Source organism: Shimia sp. MIT1388 (assembly GCF_047124445.1).
GTDB lineage: Bacteria > Pseudomonadota > Alphaproteobacteria > Rhodobacterales > Rhodobacteraceae > Shimia.
Genome location: NZ_CP138921.1, coordinates 2895634 through 2912522, shown reverse-complemented (window position 1 = coordinate 2912522; position 16889 = coordinate 2895634). Strand labels below are relative to the sequence as shown.

The window sequence follows — 16889 nt, the reverse complement described above, 5'->3', positions numbered from 1 at the left end:
AAGCTTTATTGCGGAAGGACATATTCCACGATCTCGGTGCGTTGGATCAAACGGAAGTTGTCATCCGAGATCATCGTCAGCCGAATACGCCCGGCCTCATCACGCCAAACCGCCAAACCCTCGAGGTTGTCATGTATACCTATATCTTTGCGCAGCAACAGTTTTTCATCACTTACCGTGTTGCCTTCCACGGCAAAACTGCGGACGCGCACGCGAAATCCCAAGCCGTTGAACCCACGTTCCAGCACATACAGCCGCCCATCCGGCCCGAAATCTGCGCCCACAGGCTGAAACTGTTTCGCGCGTGGCAAGGTAAAGGCCTTTTCCCATTGGCCTTTTTCCAACGTGAAGACCTGCGTCACGCTGTCATCGCCAAGCGGCTGCTCGGGAATCGCAAAAATTTTGCCCCAATTGTTGATCGCCAAGGCTTCAAACCCGCCGTTCAACTTCATCCTGTTGAACTCTTTGCGCCAAGCCATGCCCTGCGCTTTGGCTCCCGGTTGCACAAAACGGTTCAACCTGTGTTTACCTTCAAAGGACACCACAAGCTTGCCATCCTTTTGCAAGACCAACCCTTCACTGTCGCGCAATCCTGCCTTTTTCGGGAAGCTGTCTTTGGTATCCAACACGCGAAATGCTTCGACGTTTTTAATACCAGAAACCGCACCGACCTCGCGTTGCAACGTGCCCGTCACAAACATCCCGCGGTCCGAGATCGCAACCATTTGCCGCCCGTCTTCCGACAGCTCGATGCCGGAAAATCCACCAAACCACCCGTCGTGTAGGCGCCACGTATAAGTCGAAACATGCTCTGCCAGATCGCTCGAGGTGTTGCCGCTCAGGCCACGACCCGCCAACAAGCCCGCGCTGAGCACACACGCCGCTACGGCGATTGCAAAACTGCGACGCATTGCTGTGGGAGGTCCGTCATTTGAAGTTCACGTCGTGGTTTTGGTTTAGGCGCATTGGGATCTGGCGGTGGCGGGAAAAGAATGTCCTGCACCCACTGCCTTGCGTCATCACAACCGTCACCCTTGGGCGGTGGGTCCTGGTTCACACAGCCCGTTGTGCCCTCTGGGCAGTTCAAGCGCACATGGAAATGATAATGGTGCCCCCACCATGGTCGGATCTTCCGCAGCCACGCGCGGTCACCTTTGGCGTCGTCACACATCTGCACCTTGGCGCCGGGGAAGACAAAAATCCGCGCCACGCGAGGATCACTGGCCGCGGCCTTCAGGATCTCATGATGCTGTTTGGTCCAGCTGCTGTTGACGTATGCGCCCCTGTCGCGACGCATGGAAATCGAGGAAATGCTCTCACGTTCCGCGGCAGTCAGGTTGAGCCGGTTCGCGGGCAGCATCCAGATATCGATGTCCAGTCCCAGCTGATGCGAGCGGTGGCCGGTCAACATCGGTCCTCCGCGCGGCTGGCTGATGTCCCCAATATAAAGCCCGTTCCACCCAGGTTGCTGCGCAGCCTTGGCAGAGAGGTCTTTGATGTAGTCAATTGTGACCGGATGTCCCCAATTTCGGTTGCGCGACAGGCGCATGGCCTGCCATGTCGGACCAGTTTCCGGCAGCATATCACCGCCGGCGAGGCAGCCTTTGGAATACCCGCCGAACGGCGCGCTACTTTGTTGAGAGGCGGCAGGCTTGGCGCCAAAAAGCTGTTTGGCCTGAACGCCTTGCATGCTCACCGGCACCTGCTGCTGGGTCGACACAGCAACCGTGCGCTCCGGCGCTTCATTCTTGCACGCGGCAAGCCCGATCAGGGCCAGTACAGTTAAGAAGCGGTAGCCCATGTGTCGCTGTCTCCCTTTGGGTTGACCCAGCGTAGCAGGATCAGACCCAAGAGGAAAAGAGCGATCAGCGGTGTCACGCCAATCTGCTGGCTGCCTGACCAAAGGGTCACAACACCAATCAGAAATGGCGCAATGAAGGAGGTTGCTTTGCCAGCCAAGGCGTAGAGCCCAAAGGACTCCGCAGTTTTGCCCGGCAATGCCTGCCGCACCATCATCGAGCGGCTGGCGGATTGGATCACACCTCCGGCCGCACCAATCAGTGCGCCCAAAACATAAAACGCCACATCAGGCAGCTTGGAGGTTTCTTCCACCGCAATGCCAAAGACCTTCTCGCGGGAGATAAAGACAATCGCGATTGCCACACCACAGAGCACAAAGATGCAGAAGGTAATAACGGGTTTCGGCCCCAGTTTTTCGTCAGCCCGCCCGCCGACCCAGGCAAAGATTGCACCGGAAATAATGGCTAGAATACCAAAGATGCCTACATCCACCACGGACCAGTTCAACACACCGGCCGCGTAAATCCCGCCAAAGGTATACATACCGTTCAGCGCGTCGCGGTAGAACATGGAGCTGCCAAGATAGGCAAATAAAGAGGGCGTCTGCGGCAGGTTTTGAATGGTGCCCCAAACTTCCTTGAGTGCACCAGCCGTAGCGCCCTTTGCGGGTTTGATCGGCTTCGGATCACGTACCCAAAGAAAGAACGGGATCATAAACACCGCGTACCAAAGCGCCGTCAGAGGACCAACAAAGCGCGTGCCTTCTCTCTGGCTGGCGTCCAGTCCAAAGGCCGGGTCCAGCCCAATAATGGTCTTGCCGCTCTGCGCATCCTCGGCAAAAAGCGCCAGCATCAAAACAAGCGCAAACAAGCCACCGACATAACCAAAGGCCCAACCATTGCCGGAGATACGCCCCACCTCTTCTTTGGTGCCCAGTTCCGGCAGCATCGAGTTGGTGAAGATTGTGGCGAACTCCATGCCGATCATGCCAATGGCGAAAAGCAGGAGGGTGGTGTGCAAATCAAAGTTGTCGGGCGCGGCAAACCATAGGCCAAAGGATCCCACCACATACATCGCTGAGAACAGCCAGATCCAACGCAGTCGGTTCCCGGAATTGTCCGCCATGGCGCCCAGCACCGGCGCGAGGATGGCAATGACAATGCCAGCCGCAGCAACGCCAAACCCCCAGGCTGCTTGAGCCTCGGCGCCATCCCCCATCAAGTCTTTGATGTATGGTGCAAAAATAAAGGTGATGAGGAGGGTGTTATATGGCTGGCTTGCCCAGTCAAAAAAGAACCAACCCCAAATGCGCTTGCGCGCTGAAACTTCTGACATCCGCATCCCCCCGGACTTTCAAGTACACTTAGACGGGATGTCACAACCATAGCAAGTTAATCCTGCATCGGGGGCCACGGTCTGGTGGATTCTGCGGCAATCCAATTGGCTACCCAATCGGGGGCTTCCGGCGATTGCTCGTCCAACCCCATGGCCTCCATCACCCGATCTGGCGTCACAATGCCGTTCTTGTCGGTCACCGCCGCCCGATAGAGCGCGTGGTTTGCACACTCACCGTTTTGTTTCCACATGGATTGCTCCAGATAGATAAAGCGGTCATCCCAAAACACCGCCCGACTGCGCATTTCGATCTTCTCGAAGGTACGAATGCGACGGCGATAACGCACGGTGGCGCCCGCCATGGTCATGCTCCACTTCTCTCGACGCAGAACGCCGACCAAACCAATGCGCTGCGCCAGCGGGATACGGCCCAAGTCAAACAGGGTCAGCGTGCGCCCGTTGTTAAGCTCCATCCACAGGTCAATGTCAGACGGCCAACAGCGGTGCTCGGACACATGGGTGCCGGTCAACGGCAGCGGGGACGCGTTGCGAAATTTGATCAGCTCTTTGACCATGCGCATGATGGGATACATGGGGCTCTCCTTTGCCTGCCCTTCAATGCCTTCCGCAACACATCGTCAACCGAGATTCCAGCGCAGGCTTGTGCTTTGACGCAACGGTGCTTAACTGTGCCCCAATCAGAGCAAAGGAGCCTCTCATGATGGCAATTTACGGCCCGCTGCGGCTGATCTTGGATATCGCCTTCTTCTTCATGCTGGCACATATCATCATGAGCTGGTTGATCAATTTCCAGGTCCTGAACCTGCGCCAGCCGCTGGTGTCGCAAATCTGGACCGGCCTGAACCGTCTTCTGGAGCCGATCTACGAGCCGGTACGTCGTGTGATGCCAGACACCCGTCCGCTGGATCTCGCGCCTTTGGTGGTCTTTGTGATCATTATCTCGCTGCGTGACTACATTCTTCCCGCGGTTCTTCTTGGCTAACCTGCGCCTTCGGGCTTGAGGCTTCCGCCTGCCTATGGGACAGTCGCGCGAAACGCAGATTGTCCCAACAAAAGGTGAAAAATGCAGGCCGCAACCACGGTTCTGAGCGATGTTTTTGGCTTTGACGCCTTCCGCCCGGGACAAGAAGACATCGTGGAAGCTGTCACACGTGGTGACAATGTGTTGGCAATCATGCCAACCGGCGGCGGCAAATCCCTCTGTTATCAATTGCCTGCCCTTATCCGCGGTGGCGTTACCGTTGTGATTTCACCGCTGATCGCACTGATGCGGGATCAGGTGCGTGCTTTGCGTGAGGCAGGGGTGGAAGCGGGCGCGCTCACGTCTGGCAATACCGAAGAAGAGACCGCACAGGTGTGGGATGCGATTGACGCTGGGCGTCTCAAGCTGCTTTACATCGCGCCAGAACGACTGGCCTCCGGCGCCGCGCTGGGCATGTTGCGCCAAATAGGCGTTGGCCTGATTGCGGTGGATGAAGCGCATTGCGTTAGCCAATGGGGGCATGATTTTCGGCCTGATTATCTGCGCATAGGGGAATTACAGCGGGCACTAGATGTGCCAATTGCGGCCTTCACAGCCACGGCGGATGCCGAAACCCGAGACGAGATTGTGGAGCGTTTGTTTGGTGGAGTCGCACCAGAGACCTTTCTGCACGGCTTTGATCGCCCCAACCTGCACTTGGCTTTTGCCGCCAAGGACAATCCCCGAAAGCAGATCCTGCAGTTTGCCGCTGCCCGCAAAGGGCAATCCGGCATTGTCTATTGTGGCACCCGCGCCAAAACCGAAACTCTTGCAAAAGCGCTGCGAGACGAAGGTCATTTGGCGCTGCATTATCACGGCGGTATGGACCCACAGAAACGACGCGACACCGAAGTGCGGTTCCAGCGCGAGGACGGGTTGATTGTTGTCGCAACCGTGGCCTTTGGCATGGGGGTGGATAAGCCAGACATTCGCTGGGTTGCCCATGCGGATTTGCCCAAGTCGATTGAGGCCTATTACCAGGAGATTGGTCGCGCTGGGCGGGATGGCGCGCCAGCGGAAACGCTTACACTGTTTGGCCCAGACGACATTAGATTGCGTCGCTCACAAATTGACGAAGGCCTTGCGCCGCCTGAACGCCGCGCGGCGGACCACGCGCGCCTCAATGCTCTGCTTGGTTTGGCGGAGGCTTTGGAATGCCGTCGTGCGAACCTCTTGCAATACTTCGGAGAAACAGAGGTCACCTGCGGGAAATGTGACCTCTGCGACACGCCGCCTGAGGTGTTTGATGGCACCGAAGCGGTGCGCAAAGCTCTGTCTGCGATTTTGCGCACGGGCGAATGGTTTGGCACCGGTCACTTGATTGACATCTTGCTTGGCAATGAGACCGACAAGGTGCGTGAACGGGGGCATGATGTGCTGCCGACCTATGGCGTTGGTAAGGAGTACGACAAACGCCAGTGGCAGGCCGTGTTCCGTCAGATGATGGGGCACGATCTGGTGCGTCCCAACCCGGAACGCCATGGCGCGCTTATGATGACCGAACGGGCGCGGCCAGTTTTGCGCGACGAAGAAACCGTCAAGCTCCGACGTGACACTATCCGCGCCACCTCGCGGCGTCCTGCGGCCAAAACATTGGTCAGCGAAGAAAATGCGCCGCTGATGTCCGCTTTGAAAGCCAAACGCCGCGCCTTGGCCGAGGCGGCGAAGGTGCCCGCCTATGTGATTTTCCCGGATCGTACGCTCGCAGAGATGGCCGAGGTGCGCCCGAGCAATCAGGACGAAATGGCGCGGGTGAATGGCGTCGGCGCCAAGAAGCTTGCCAACTACGGGGATGCTTTCCTCGAAGTTATCAACGGTGAAGCGGAGCAAATGCACCCAAGCCGCCGAAAGATCGCCGGCCGGCAGGATGCGGACCTCTATGACCAATTGCTGGAGGCGCAATCAAATCTGCTGCGTGGCCCAGAGGGCATCGACAAACCGATGAGTTGTTCCGCTGGGATGCTGGCGAAAGTTGCCAGCACTAAGCCTCGGGACGCGCAGGCGATGGAGCGATTGCTCGGGGATCGCCGTGCCGAACGTTTTGGGGATGCCTTTCTGGAAATTCTCCGGGATGCCAACTAGATAGACTTCAAACAGAAGGACCGCCAAATGCTCGTTGTGATTTCGCCTGCCAAACGCTTGAATTGGGACCCGGTTGAGGGCCCGATGACGGAGCCCGCGTTTCAGGAAGACGCCGTGCGTTTGGCCAAGACGGCGCGCAATTTGACGCTTGCCGATCTGCGCAAACTGATGGACCTGAGCCTGGACTTGGCGAAACTCAACCGCGATCGGTTCAAGGCCTTTGAAGAGGCTCCATCAGTAGATCTGACACGTCCTGCTGTACATGCCTTTGCGGGCGACACTTATGTTGGTTTGGATGCGGCCAGCCTAGAGACGGATGAGATGGCCTGGGCACAAGATCACTTGCGGATATTGTCAGGTCTCTATGGCATTTTGCGCCCGCTGGATGCGATGCAGCCCTATCGTCTGGAAATGGGCAGCCGCCTCAAAACACGTCGCGGAAAGTCGCTCTATGAGTATTGGCGTCAGGCGCCAGCCAAAGCGTTGCGCGCGCAGGCGGAAGAGCTGAACACCGACACATTGGTCAACTGCGCCAGCCAGGAATATTTTGGCGCCGTTGACCTGAAGGCGCTGAAGCTGCGCGTCATCACGCCGGTGTTCATGGAAGAGCGAAACGGCGAGGCCAAGATCGTCTCTTTCTTTGCCAAAAAGGCGCGGGGCAGCATGGCGCGTTACGTCATCCACAATCGCCTGACCGAGGCGGAAGGGCTCAAGAATTTTGACTACGGCGGCTACCGTTTCCAGCCGGACATGTCCGAAGGTGACCGCTGGGTGTTCCTGCGCGATTATCCGGAGGCCTGAAGCGGCAGCTCTTCAGGCTCTGGGAACGGATCCACAGTCTCGCCGGTATAGACTTCGGCAATCACTTTGAAGATTTCCTTCTTGCGCAATGGTTTGGTCAGATACCTGTCCAAACCGTGTGACAAGATGTGTTCCTCATCGCCATCGTTGGCCAAAGCGGTCAGCGCAACAATTGGCACGTGGCCTTTGGTGGCCTCTTCTATCTCGCGAATTTTCTGGGTGGCTTCGGTGCCATCCATACGCGGCATGGAGATATCCATAAAGATCAGGTCAGGCTCGTAAGATTTGAATTTTTCGACAGCTTCAACGCCATCGTGGGCAAACTCAAGATCAATGTTCAGTGACTTGAGCAGCTTTTCCAACACCAGGCGGTTTGTCTTGTTGTCCTCTGCGGACAACACACGCATGCGCCGTTTGGTTGGTTTGCTGCGTTGAGACGTGCCAGCGCTGGCGGCTTTGGCAATGCCGAGGTTCAACTCGGCGCGCGAGCCCGGTTTCTGCAAAATCGCCTTCACCAGCGAGTCTTTTTCCATACCGGCAAACACCTTCAGATCGCTGGTCAGCGCCAGGATCGGTGTGGTGACTTCCATTTTTTGCAGCTCGGTGCTCAACTCGCGGGCGTTGATGCCGGTCGGGGTGTGGTCCGCCAGAATCAAATCCACATGTGGTGCCAGCAGCAGCACCTGGGTTTGGTCCGTACAAATGGTCACTGTCGCGCCCATTTGCTCTAACTGCTTGTGCAGCAGGTCGCTGTTCACTTCGACATCAGAGGCCACAAGAATGTGCTGGACACTATCGGGCAGCGGGATCGGCAGCTGTTCGCAGTCTTCTTCGATCGGCATAGAGAGACGGAACCCAAAAGAGGTCCCTTCTCCCACAACAGAATCCACCCAGATTTCGCCGGACATCAGACCTACGAGCTGTTTGGTCAGCGCCAATCCTAGACCAGTGCCTTCGAACTCGCGGTTCTGGCTGGTGTCGACCTGGTTGAACTCACCAAAGATGTGGTCGAGTTTTTCTTCCGGGATGCCAATGCCGGTGTCTTGCACGGTCACATGGATCACCGCCTCAGAGCCGTCATTGGTGATCACACCTACCACCTGCACCTGAACATGCCCGTGATGGGTGAACTTTACGCCATTGCCCACAAGGTGGGTCAATATCTGACGCATACGTCCGATGTCGCCGACAAACTTTGTGGGCAGGAACAGGTCGTAATCCACCAACAGTTCCACGCCTTTTTCACGGGCGGAGACCTGGTGCAGCGTCATGACCTCGTGGATACAGCGCTCCAGATCAAACGGCTCTGTCCGCAGGCCAACGTTTTCGGCGCCCAGCTTAGAGTAGTCGAGCACGTCATTAATGATGGAGAGCAGCGCCTCGCCTGAGTTTTTGATGGTGGAGGCAAACAGACGTTGTTCTTCGCTTAGTGTGGTGTCCATCAGCAGGCTGGCCATACCCACCACGCCGTTCATTGGGGTGCGCAGCTCGTGGCTCATGTTCGCAAGGAAGGCGGATTTGGCCTGACTGGCGGCCTCTGCCTCCTGACGCGCCCGTTGAAGTTCGGCCTCTTTACGCACAGATTCAGTGATGTTCATCGCGAGGCTGGCGCGGTCTTCGCCCTGATCCCGTTGGTCGATCAGTTTCAGGAATTCTTCGTTCCAAAGTCGGACAATCACCGGCTCCGGTTCGTTGTCGTGCCAGCGCTGCTCCATCATGTTGCACCAGTCATCAGGCGAGGTGTCTTCGAGCACAAACAACCCCTCATGGGCGGCAAACTCCATGATTTCCTGATAGCTGATGCCGGGTTTGATGTGGTCAGCACCTTCAAAAATGGCAAGATACGCTGGGTTGGCGGCGATCATTTTGCCTTTGGCATCAAAGAAAGCGAAACCATCGCGAATCGTTGCGATGGAATGCCACAGCCGCTGCTCCGCTTTGTCCGCACGCTCTTTGGCAGTCTCAAGTTCGTTGCGGACTTTCTTGTTTTCGTTGACGACGGTTTGGTATTCAGCGCGGGTTTCGACGATTTCATTGGACAATTGCGCAGCATGTTTGCCCAGCTTGCGGTTGGCTGCATAAAGCTCGCGCTTTTTCAGCTCCAGCAAGCGTTCGGCTGCCAAACGTGCCCGTCTTTCGTCCGCAAGTTTTTGCGCCAGCGACATACGCCGATCCCTAAATCGTCCAATCCGTTGTTCGTCGTTCTCTCAAATGTCCATGAATATCTGCTTAATCGGATAGGCTGCATTTGCTGAATTTCTTATCGTTGCCAAGTCCGTGGCCCCCATGGCACCATTGCGCCATTGATTGATGGAGAAGCCTAATGTTTCGTATTTTTGTGGCTGCAATTTTGACTGTTTGTTCTGGTTTGGCATATGCCGAAGACACATTTGTGCCGGATCGCCGTATCGTCGTGAGCCGCGACGTGGATTTCTACGGATCGGACCTGCAAAACCTGTTTGATACGACCTACGACGCTTGCATTGGGGCCTGTTTGGCCAATCAGGACTGTGTGGCGTTTACCTTCAATCAGAAATCTAATGCCTGTTTCCCAAAATCTGCAATCAGTGACCGTCAACCTTACGAAGGCGCCCTGTCCGCGGAAGTATTTGAGACACCGCGCGGTGCGCATTTCTTGGCGAGTGGGCGCGCAGAAGACCTGACCTTTCTGAGAAAATCTGACTTTGACCACGCCAAAGATCTGGCCACCAATATCGGGCGGTATCATGCTGGCGGTCCTTGGACCGTGCAAGCAATGCTCGATGCGGCGCAAGAACGCCGCGCCGAAGGCAACAATCTGAGCGCCATGCGCTGGACCGGCGGCGCCTTGGCAAAATCGGACCGAAGTGACCTGTGGCACGAATATGCGCGCCTGAACGCTGACCTGAAAAGCGACAAGTCTTCGGAAACCCGCACCTATCGTGAGCGCGCTTTCCTCGGCAGCATCAACGCCTACCTACGGGCGGAAGATCGCGCGGAACGCGTGAATGCTCTGATCTTGATGGCAGACCAACTGGAGGAGCAGGATCGGGGCAAAGCGGTGCTGCGTAGCCTTCGGCTGGCCGAATCGATCCAACCGCGCACTGATGTGGCGCAGAGATTGGACGCAGCCATTGGCAAATATGGGTTCCGTGTGTCTGAGCATGTTGTGGACAGTGATCTAGAAGAGTCGCGTTTTTGTGCGGAGTTCAATGAACCTCTGATTAAGGTTGGGCAGGATTACGCGCCGTTTGTGAAGCTGCCAACCTCGCAAATGGCCTTGAACGTCGAAGAGCGCCGCATCTGTGTTGAAGGGCTTACACATGGGCAGCGCCTCGAAGTGACCTTCCGCGAAGGTCTGCCGGCACAAAGTGGCGAAACGCTGATCAAGGACATTACGCTCAACGCTTATGTGCGCGATCGCAGCCCAAGTGTGGCCTTTGGAGGGCGGGCCTATGTTTTGCCGCGCAGCCAAGATGCGGGCCTTCCGATTGAGACCGTAAATCTGGATGAGGTGGACCTGACCTTGCAGCGTGTGAATGACCGCAACATTCTGCGCGCCATTCAGGACAGTTACTTTGGACAACCCCTGAGTTACTGGCAAGTGGATGACTTTGCCCGCGATGTGGCAGAAACCATCTGGACCGGAACCGGCGAGGTTCAGAATACACTGAACCAGACCGTGACAACCCGTCTTCCGATGGCAGATTTGGTCGCGGGTCAGCCGGCTGGCGTCTATGCATTGACCGCCGATCTGCCAGGCGCGGATAAATACGATGAAACCGCCGCCACGCAATGGTTCTTGCTGTCTGATATTGGCTTGACCAGCTTGAACGGAACGGACGGCTTGCACGCCTTTGTGCGCCGCTTGTCCGATGCCACGGCCATGGATCAGGCCAAAGTATCGCTGATTTCCAGGGCCAATCGCGTTTTGGGAACTGTTTCCAGTGATGCAGAGGGCTATGCGCGGTTTGATGCGGGTTTGACACGTGGCAACGGCGCGCAAGCACCGGCGTTGTTATTGGTCGAAACGGGAGAGGATTTTACGTTCCTGTCTCTCACAGATCCAGCGTTTGATCTGTCTGACCGTGGTGTCGAGGGCCGCCCCGCGGCGCCACCAATTGATCTGTTTGTAGCAACGGATCGAGGTGCCTACCGCGCGGGTGAGACCATCCATGTGACAGCATTGGCACGCGGTCCAGTCGCCGAAGCCCTGCCGTCTTTGCCAGTGACTGCCATTTTGACTCGCCCCGATGGTGTGGAGTACAGCCGCGAGGTGTCAACTGCGGGTGTTGCCGGTGGTCACGTGTTTGACATGCCGCTTGGAATGACCGTGCCACGTGGCCGCTGGACGTTGGAGTTCAAGTCCGACCTGGAGGCCCCGGCTTTGGCCACAGCCAAGGTGCTCGTTGAGGATTTCTTGCCGGAACGCATCGATTTTGAGATGACCCCGCCAAGTAGCCCTTTGACCGAGGATGATCCAGCCCCGCTTGCGCTCGAAGCGCGGTATTTGTTTGGTGCACCAGCGGCAGATTTGAGTGTTGAAGGGCAGCTCACCCTGAGGGCGCAGTCCGAGATTGAAGGGTATGAAGGATATCGCTTTGGCCGCTATGACCAGCCTTTCTATGGTCAAACGGAATATTTCTATGGCGATGTAACGGATGCCCAAGGCCGTGCAGATATCTTCCTGCCGCTGCCATCTCAAGATGCGGCAGGGCGCGCGCTGTCTGCGGATATCACCATGCGTGTGCTTGAAGGCTCTGGCCGCCCAGTGGAGCGCCGAATGTCCCATCCGGTTGCCGCGCAAACCGCGCTGATCGGGATCAAACCACAATTTGACGAGGATGTCGTGCCGGAGGGTGGCACGGCTCGGTTTGAACTGTTGGCCTTGGCATCCGACCTGTCGCGCACGAACATGCCAGTACAATGGACTATCAACCGCGTGGAAACACGCTATCAGTGGTACCAATTGGGCGGCAGCTGGGAGTGGGAACCAACCACGCGCCGCACAGCTGTGGCCAATGGATCTGCAACGCTGGGTGACGCCGTTGTGGACGTTGCTGCACAGGTGGATTGGGGCCGCTACGAGATTGTGGTGGAACAGACCGGCGGCGATTTTGTGTCTAGCGCCGTTGAGTTCTACGCGGGTTGGTATGCGCCGGTGGATGCGAGCGAAACCCCGGACACGCTGGAACTGTCATTGGACAAAGACATGTTCCGCAGTGGCGACACTGCGCAGTTGCGTCTGGTGCCGCGTTTTGCAGGAACGGCGCTTATCTCTGTGATGTCCAACCGGTTGATTTCCATGCAGGCGGTGGAGGTCAGTGAAGGCGAAAATCTGATCCCGCTGACCGTCACGGATGAATGGGGGGCAGGCGCATATGTGACGGCTTCGGTGATCCGGCCCTCTGATGTGCCAGCTGGCAAGAACCCAGCGCGGGCGCTCGGGCTCAGCTATGCAAAGGTGGATCCGGGCGCCAAGCAGCTGTCGGTTGACCTCATCGCCCCGGCGCAAATTGCGCCGCGTGGTCCATTGGATGTGTCCCTGAAAGTTGACGGTGTGGCAGAGGGCGAAACCGCTTTTGTGACCTTGGCAGCTGTGGATGTGGGTATCCTCAATCTGACCAGCTTTGAGAGCCCAGATCCGTCGGGTCATTATTTTGGCCAACGTCGCTTGGGCATGGAAATTCGAGACATTTATGGTCGCTTGATCAATGGTATGTCTGGTTCCATGGGGGCGTTGCGGTCAGGCGGTGATGCCAATGCCGGGTCGAGTTTTGACTCGCCGCCGCCAACAGAAGAGCTTGTGGCCTATTTCCAAGGTCCTGTCGAAGTTGGCGCCGATGGCATGGCACAGGTGCAGTTCAACATTCCGGAGTTCAATGGCGCTGTGCGGCTTATGGCCGTGGCTTGGTCTGCAACCGGTGTCGGTCAGGCCGAACAAGAGGTGCTTGTGCGTGATCCAGTTGTGGTGACCGCAAGCCTGCCGCGGTTCCTCGCACCGGGGGATGAAAGCCGTCTGCTGTTGGAGTTTGTTCATGCCGAAGGTCCCTCCGGGCGCATGGGTTTGGATGTGGTGGCGAGTGACGGTGTGACACTGGCGACGGATGCAGTCCCGTCCGGTTTGACATTGGAAGACCTGGGCTCTGCCCGTTTGTCCGTGCCACTTGTGGCGCAAGATGTTGGCGACCACAGCATTGACGTCGCGCTGACGACGCCGGACGGAAAACTGCTCACCAAGAAACTTGTGCTGCCGGTTCGAGACAACGACCCAGCCATAAGCGAAACCCGTCAGGTGGTGTTGGCGGCAGGCGAAAGCCTCACGTTAGGCTCTGATCTGTTTGCGGACTTGCGGCCAGGCACAGCCGAGGCGGTCTTGTCGTCCGGAGCGTTGGCACGGTTTGACGCGCCGGGTTTGATGCGGGCATTGGATCGCTATCCGTACGGCTGCACCGAGCAAGTCGCGTCCCAAACTCTGCCGCTCTTGTATTTCGAGGATGTGGCCGATGCTCTCGGATTGGCGGCAAGCCAGACATTGGACAGCCGGATTGCCGACGCCATCGAGCTGGTGCTCACCCGTCAGTCCAGCAATGGGGCCTTTGGGCTTTGGCAGCCTGCGCCCGGTGATTTCTGGTTGGACGCCTATGTGAGCGACTTCCTGTCTCGTGCAAAGGCGCAGGGGCATGCCGTGACCGAGTTGGCTTTCACGCAGGCCATGAACAATCTGCGCAATCGTGTGAACTATGCGCCTGACTTTGACCAAGGTGGCGAGGACTTGGCCTATGCGCTGATGGTCTTGGCCCGCGAAGGCGCGGCGAACATGGGCGATTTGCGTTACTACGCTGATGTAAAAGCGGAGGCCTTTGCGACACCTTTGGCAGCGGCACAACTTGGGGCGGCTTTAGGGTTTTACGGCGATCAGACCCGTGCTGATTTTATGTTCCGTCAGTCTGCAAGGTTGATTGAAGGGCAATCGCAGAGCAACGAGAGCCCATTGTGGCGTGTGGATTATGGCACCAACCTGCGTGATGCGGCGGGAGCTTTGACCTTGGCCGTTGAGGCAGGCAGCGCGGCGATGGATCGCAATGCCCTGCTGACACGGGTGACGGCGCCGGGGCGTGATCTTTCTACGCAGGAATCAGTGTGGTCGCTTATGGCGGCGCATGCGTTGATTGAGGACGCCGGGTCCAATACGCTGAGCCTGAATGGTGCGGCCTTGGATGGGCCGTTGCTAGAGCGTGTGCCTGACAGCGCCATGACTTCGGATTTTGCGTTGAAAAATGAAGGAGATGCGCCGCAACCGGTTACGGTCACCACCGTTGGTGTGCCGACGTACCCAATCCAGAGTGGTGGCTATGGGTACCAACTGTCGCGCCAGTATTTCACCATGGAAGGCACAGAGGTCACCGGTCCGCAGGTGACAACGGGCGATCGCTTCGTCACGGTGCTGACGGTCACGCCGTCCAGCAAAGTTGGCGCGCGTTTGATGGTCAATGATCCGCTGCCAGCCGGGTTTGAGATTGATAATCCGAACTTGCTGTCGAGCGGGGATGTGCGGGCTTTGGACTGGCTGCAACCGACTTTTGCCGAGCACAGCGAGTTCCGCTCTGATCGGTTCCTGGCTGCTGTGGATTGGCAATCAGATCAACCCTTTAGGTTGGCGTATATCGTGCGCGCGGTGTCTCCGGGTGCGTATCATCATCCAGCCGCGTCGGTGGAAGACATGTATCGCCCGCAGTACCGTGCCAACACCGATGCGACCCGTCTGATTGTGACCGAGTAACATGCGGTTCGCGCCATTCCTTCTCGTTGCTGCGCTGCTTATGGCAGCTGCGTTTCGGGATGGCGTAGATCGGTGGATTGCAGAAACGAAGCTGCCTGACCTGCTAGTCGACACTTCGGTGCAAGTGGTTGACCGTGAAGGGAAACTGCTGCGCGCCTATACAGTAGATGACGGCCTGTGGCGCATGGGCACTGGATTGGATGCGGTTGATCCGGGCTACATCGACATGCTGGTGGCCTATGAGGATCGGCGCTTTTGGTCCCATGCAGGGGTAGACCCTTGGGCGGTTTTGCGGGCCGTGGGGCAAACTGTTTGGAATGGCGAAGTGGTCTCCGGTGGCTCCACTTTGACCATGCAGGTTGCACGGTTACTAGAGGATTCAGGCACAGGTGCATGGCAGGGCAAATTTCGGCAAGTCCGGGTGGCCTTGGCGCTAGAGAAAACCCTGAGCAAAGAAGAAATTCTCGCGCTTTATCTGGCACATGCGCCGTTTGGTGGGAACCTGGAAGGAATACGCGCGGCGACGCTGGCGTGGTTTGGGAAAGAGCCACATCGGTTGACGCCTGCGCAGGCGGCGCTGTTGGTGGCGTTGCCGCAAAGCCCCAACGGGCGACGGCCTGATCGGCATCCCAAAGCCGCGACAGAGGCGCGGGAGCGCGTGTTGCAACGGGCTGTGATTGCTGGGGTCTTGACGGAAGAGGCCGCGTCGGCGGCTCTGACGACACCGGTGCCAAATCAGCGGCGGGCGTTTCCGAGCCTCGCGCCGCATATGGCGGATCGGGCTGTGGCGCAGCGACCGGAGGCTGTTGTGCATCAGGTGACCTTGTCGCGAGACCTGCAAACCTCTCTGGAGGCGCTTGCGGTTAAGGCCTTGCGAGGCTTGGAGGATCGCGTGTCCATTGCCATGGTTGTGGCGGATCATCACAGCGGGGAGATCCTCTCGTCTTTAGGGTCGGCGGGGTTTTCAGGCGGTGATCACCGTCAAGGGTTTGTCGACATGACACAGGCCAAGCGCTCCCCCGGGTCGACGCTTAAGCCGTTGGTCTATGGGATTTCTTTTGATCAAGGGCTGGTACATCCGGAGACCTTGATCACCGATGCGCCGGTGCGGTTTGGGACATATGCGCCGCAGAATTTTGACGGGCGCTTTCGTGGCGAGTTGCGGGTGCGGGAGGCTTTGGCGCAGTCGCTGAATCTGCCCGTGGTTTTGCTGACTGACGAGATTGGTCCTGCCAATTTGATGGCAGCCATGCGCAAGGCGGGGACGGCGCCTGAGGTGCCTGGCGGTGTCGCTGGATTGGCTGTGGCGCTAGGTGGCGTGGGGTTGTCTCTGGAAGAGTTGGTGCAGCTTTATGCCCTGATCCCTCAAGGTGGATTGGCGCAGGAGTTGCGCTGGCAGTTAGAGGAAGAAACCTCACCAAAACAAAGGGTTATGAGTCGATCAACGGCTTGGCATTTGGGGGATATCCTGTCTGGGATTGCGCCGCCAAAAGGGGCGTCGCGTAATGGGTTGGCTTATAAAACCGGAACGTCTTATGGGCACCGTGACACCTGGGCAATTGGGTTTGATGGGCAACATGTGGCCGGGGTCTGGATTGGGCGGCCGGATGGGACGCCGGTGCCGGGCGCCTTTGGGGCCGAAGTGGCCGCGCCGGTTTTGTTTGAGGTGTTCCAGCGGATCGCGCCGGAGCTGACGCCGCTAGGCCCTCCGCCGCCAGAGACGTTGATTGTCAGTACCGGCCAACTACCTGAGCCACTTCGGAAATTTCGCGGTCGCAATGCGCTGTTTGAAAAGCCTGAGGATGCGCTCGCAGTGGCGTTTCCGCCGGATGGGGCAACCTTGGAAGGTGGTAACAGCGAGGTCATTTTGAAGGTCAAAAATGGTGCCTTGCCCTTCACCGTGTTGGCCAACGGGGCGCCGGTTGTGCAGCAAAGTCGGTTGCGGGAAATGGTGGTGCCGCTGGTTGGAAAAGGCAGCGCGACGGTGACGGTAATTGACGCCAAAGGGGCGTCGGATCGGGTCACATTTTGGGTGGATTAACCACTGGTTTTGCACGTCGGTATTGT

General features: G+C 57.7%; 10 protein-coding genes. 5 read left to right on the top strand and 5 right to left on the bottom strand.

All coding sequences use genetic code 11. The features are described 5' to 3' along the window. Positions 1 to 5: 5 nt before the first annotated feature. From SIB92_RS14435 to SIB92_RS14420, 4 genes are read right to left on the bottom strand one after another with little or no spacing between them, the layout of a single operon-like run. On the bottom strand, positions 6 to 911 hold the full coding sequence (locus SIB92_RS14435) for an esterase-like activity of phytase family protein (RefSeq protein ID WP_412552704.1): 906 nt from the start codon (positions 909 to 911) through the stop codon (positions 6 to 8). Next, the gene (mepA, locus tag SIB92_RS14430; RefSeq protein WP_412552703.1) at positions 884 to 1801 is read right to left on the bottom strand and encodes a penicillin-insensitive murein endopeptidase; all 918 of its coding nucleotides are present in this window, start codon (positions 1799 to 1801) and stop codon (positions 884 to 886) included. Before mepA ends, SIB92_RS14435 begins: the two co-directional genes overlap by 28 nt. After that, positions 1783 to 3135, bottom strand: a complete 1353-nt coding sequence (locus tag SIB92_RS14425) for an MFS transporter (protein ID WP_412552702.1) — start codon at positions 3133 to 3135, stop codon at positions 1783 to 1785. The genes mepA and SIB92_RS14425 overlap by 19 nt, the downstream gene beginning before the upstream one ends. A 56-nt stretch (positions 3136 to 3191) precedes the next feature. Continuing rightward, positions 3192 to 3728, bottom strand: coding sequence for an acyl-CoA thioesterase (locus tag SIB92_RS14420; protein ID WP_412552701.1), 537 nt, complete (start codon positions 3726 to 3728; stop codon positions 3192 to 3194). A 125-nt stretch (positions 3729 to 3853) separates the two neighbouring features. On the opposite strand from SIB92_RS14420, the gene SIB92_RS14415 reads away from it, so the two are divergent. The 3 genes from SIB92_RS14415 to yaaA all read left to right on the top strand — a co-directional run bounded on the left by SIB92_RS14415 (position 3854) and on the right by yaaA (position 7060). Continuing rightward, on the top strand, positions 3854 to 4138 hold the full coding sequence (locus tag SIB92_RS14415) for a YggT family protein (protein WP_294115632.1): 285 nt from the start codon (positions 3854 to 3856) through the stop codon (positions 4136 to 4138). An 81-nt stretch (positions 4139 to 4219) separates the two neighbouring features. Then, entirely contained in the window at positions 4220 to 6259 is a 2040-nt protein-coding gene (gene recQ / locus SIB92_RS14410) for a DNA helicase RecQ (RefSeq protein WP_412552700.1), read from the top strand. A gap of 27 nt (positions 6260 to 6286) precedes the next feature. After that, positions 6287 to 7060, top strand: coding sequence for a peroxide stress protein YaaA (yaaA, locus tag SIB92_RS14405; protein ID WP_412552699.1), 774 nt, complete (start codon positions 6287 to 6289; stop codon positions 7058 to 7060). Here yaaA and SIB92_RS14400 read toward each other — a convergent pair. After that, positions 7045 to 9225: a response regulator gene (locus SIB92_RS14400; RefSeq protein WP_412552698.1), complete on the bottom strand. Its 2181-nt coding sequence runs from the start codon at positions 9223 to 9225 to the stop codon at positions 7045 to 7047. The two genes, yaaA and SIB92_RS14400, sit on opposite strands and share 16 nt — an antisense overlap. Positions 9226 to 9383: 158 nt before the next feature. Here SIB92_RS14400 and SIB92_RS14395 point away from each other — a divergent pair, with 158 nt between their 5' ends. After that, positions 9384 to 14822, top strand: coding sequence for an alpha-2-macroglobulin family protein (locus SIB92_RS14395; RefSeq protein ID WP_412552697.1), 5439 nt, complete (start codon positions 9384 to 9386; stop codon positions 14820 to 14822). 1 nt (position 14823) lies between these two features. Further along, a complete protein-coding gene (gene pbpC / locus SIB92_RS14390; RefSeq protein ID WP_412552696.1) occupies positions 14824 to 16863 on the top strand; it encodes a penicillin-binding protein 1C in 2040 nt (679 codons plus the stop codon). The last annotated feature ends 26 nt before the right edge of the window (positions 16864 to 16889 follow it).

Excerpts from the sequence above, each read along its gene's own strand:
- mepA (WP_412552703.1), bottom strand. The coding sequence starts at position 1,801 with ATGGGCTACCGCTTCTTAACTGTACTGGCCCTGATCGGGCTTGCCGCG.
- SIB92_RS14395 (WP_412552697.1), top strand. The coding sequence starts at position 9,384 with ATGTTTCGTATTTTTGTGGCTGCAATTTTGACTGTTTGTTCTGGTTTG.
- SIB92_RS14400 (WP_412552698.1), bottom strand. The coding sequence starts at position 9,225 with ATGTCGCTGGCGCAAAAACTTGCGGACGAAAGACGGGCACGTTTGGCA.
- SIB92_RS14425 (WP_412552702.1), bottom strand. The coding sequence starts at position 3,135 with ATGTCAGAAGTTTCAGCGCGCAAGCGCATTTGGGGTTGGTTCTTTTTT.
- pbpC (WP_412552696.1), top strand. The coding sequence starts at position 14,824 with ATGCGGTTCGCGCCATTCCTTCTCGTTGCTGCGCTGCTTATGGCAGCT.
- yaaA (WP_412552699.1), top strand. The coding sequence starts at position 6,287 with ATGCTCGTTGTGATTTCGCCTGCCAAACGCTTGAATTGGGACCCGGTT.
- SIB92_RS14415 (WP_294115632.1), top strand. The coding sequence starts at position 3,854 with ATGATGGCAATTTACGGCCCGCTGCGGCTGATCTTGGATATCGCCTTC.
- recQ (WP_412552700.1), top strand. The coding sequence starts at position 4,220 with ATGCAGGCCGCAACCACGGTTCTGAGCGATGTTTTTGGCTTTGACGCC.
- SIB92_RS14435 (WP_412552704.1), bottom strand. The coding sequence starts at position 911 with ATGCGTCGCAGTTTTGCAATCGCCGTAGCGGCGTGTGTGCTCAGCGCG.
- SIB92_RS14420 (WP_412552701.1), bottom strand. The coding sequence starts at position 3,728 with ATGTATCCCATCATGCGCATGGTCAAAGAGCTGATCAAATTTCGCAAC.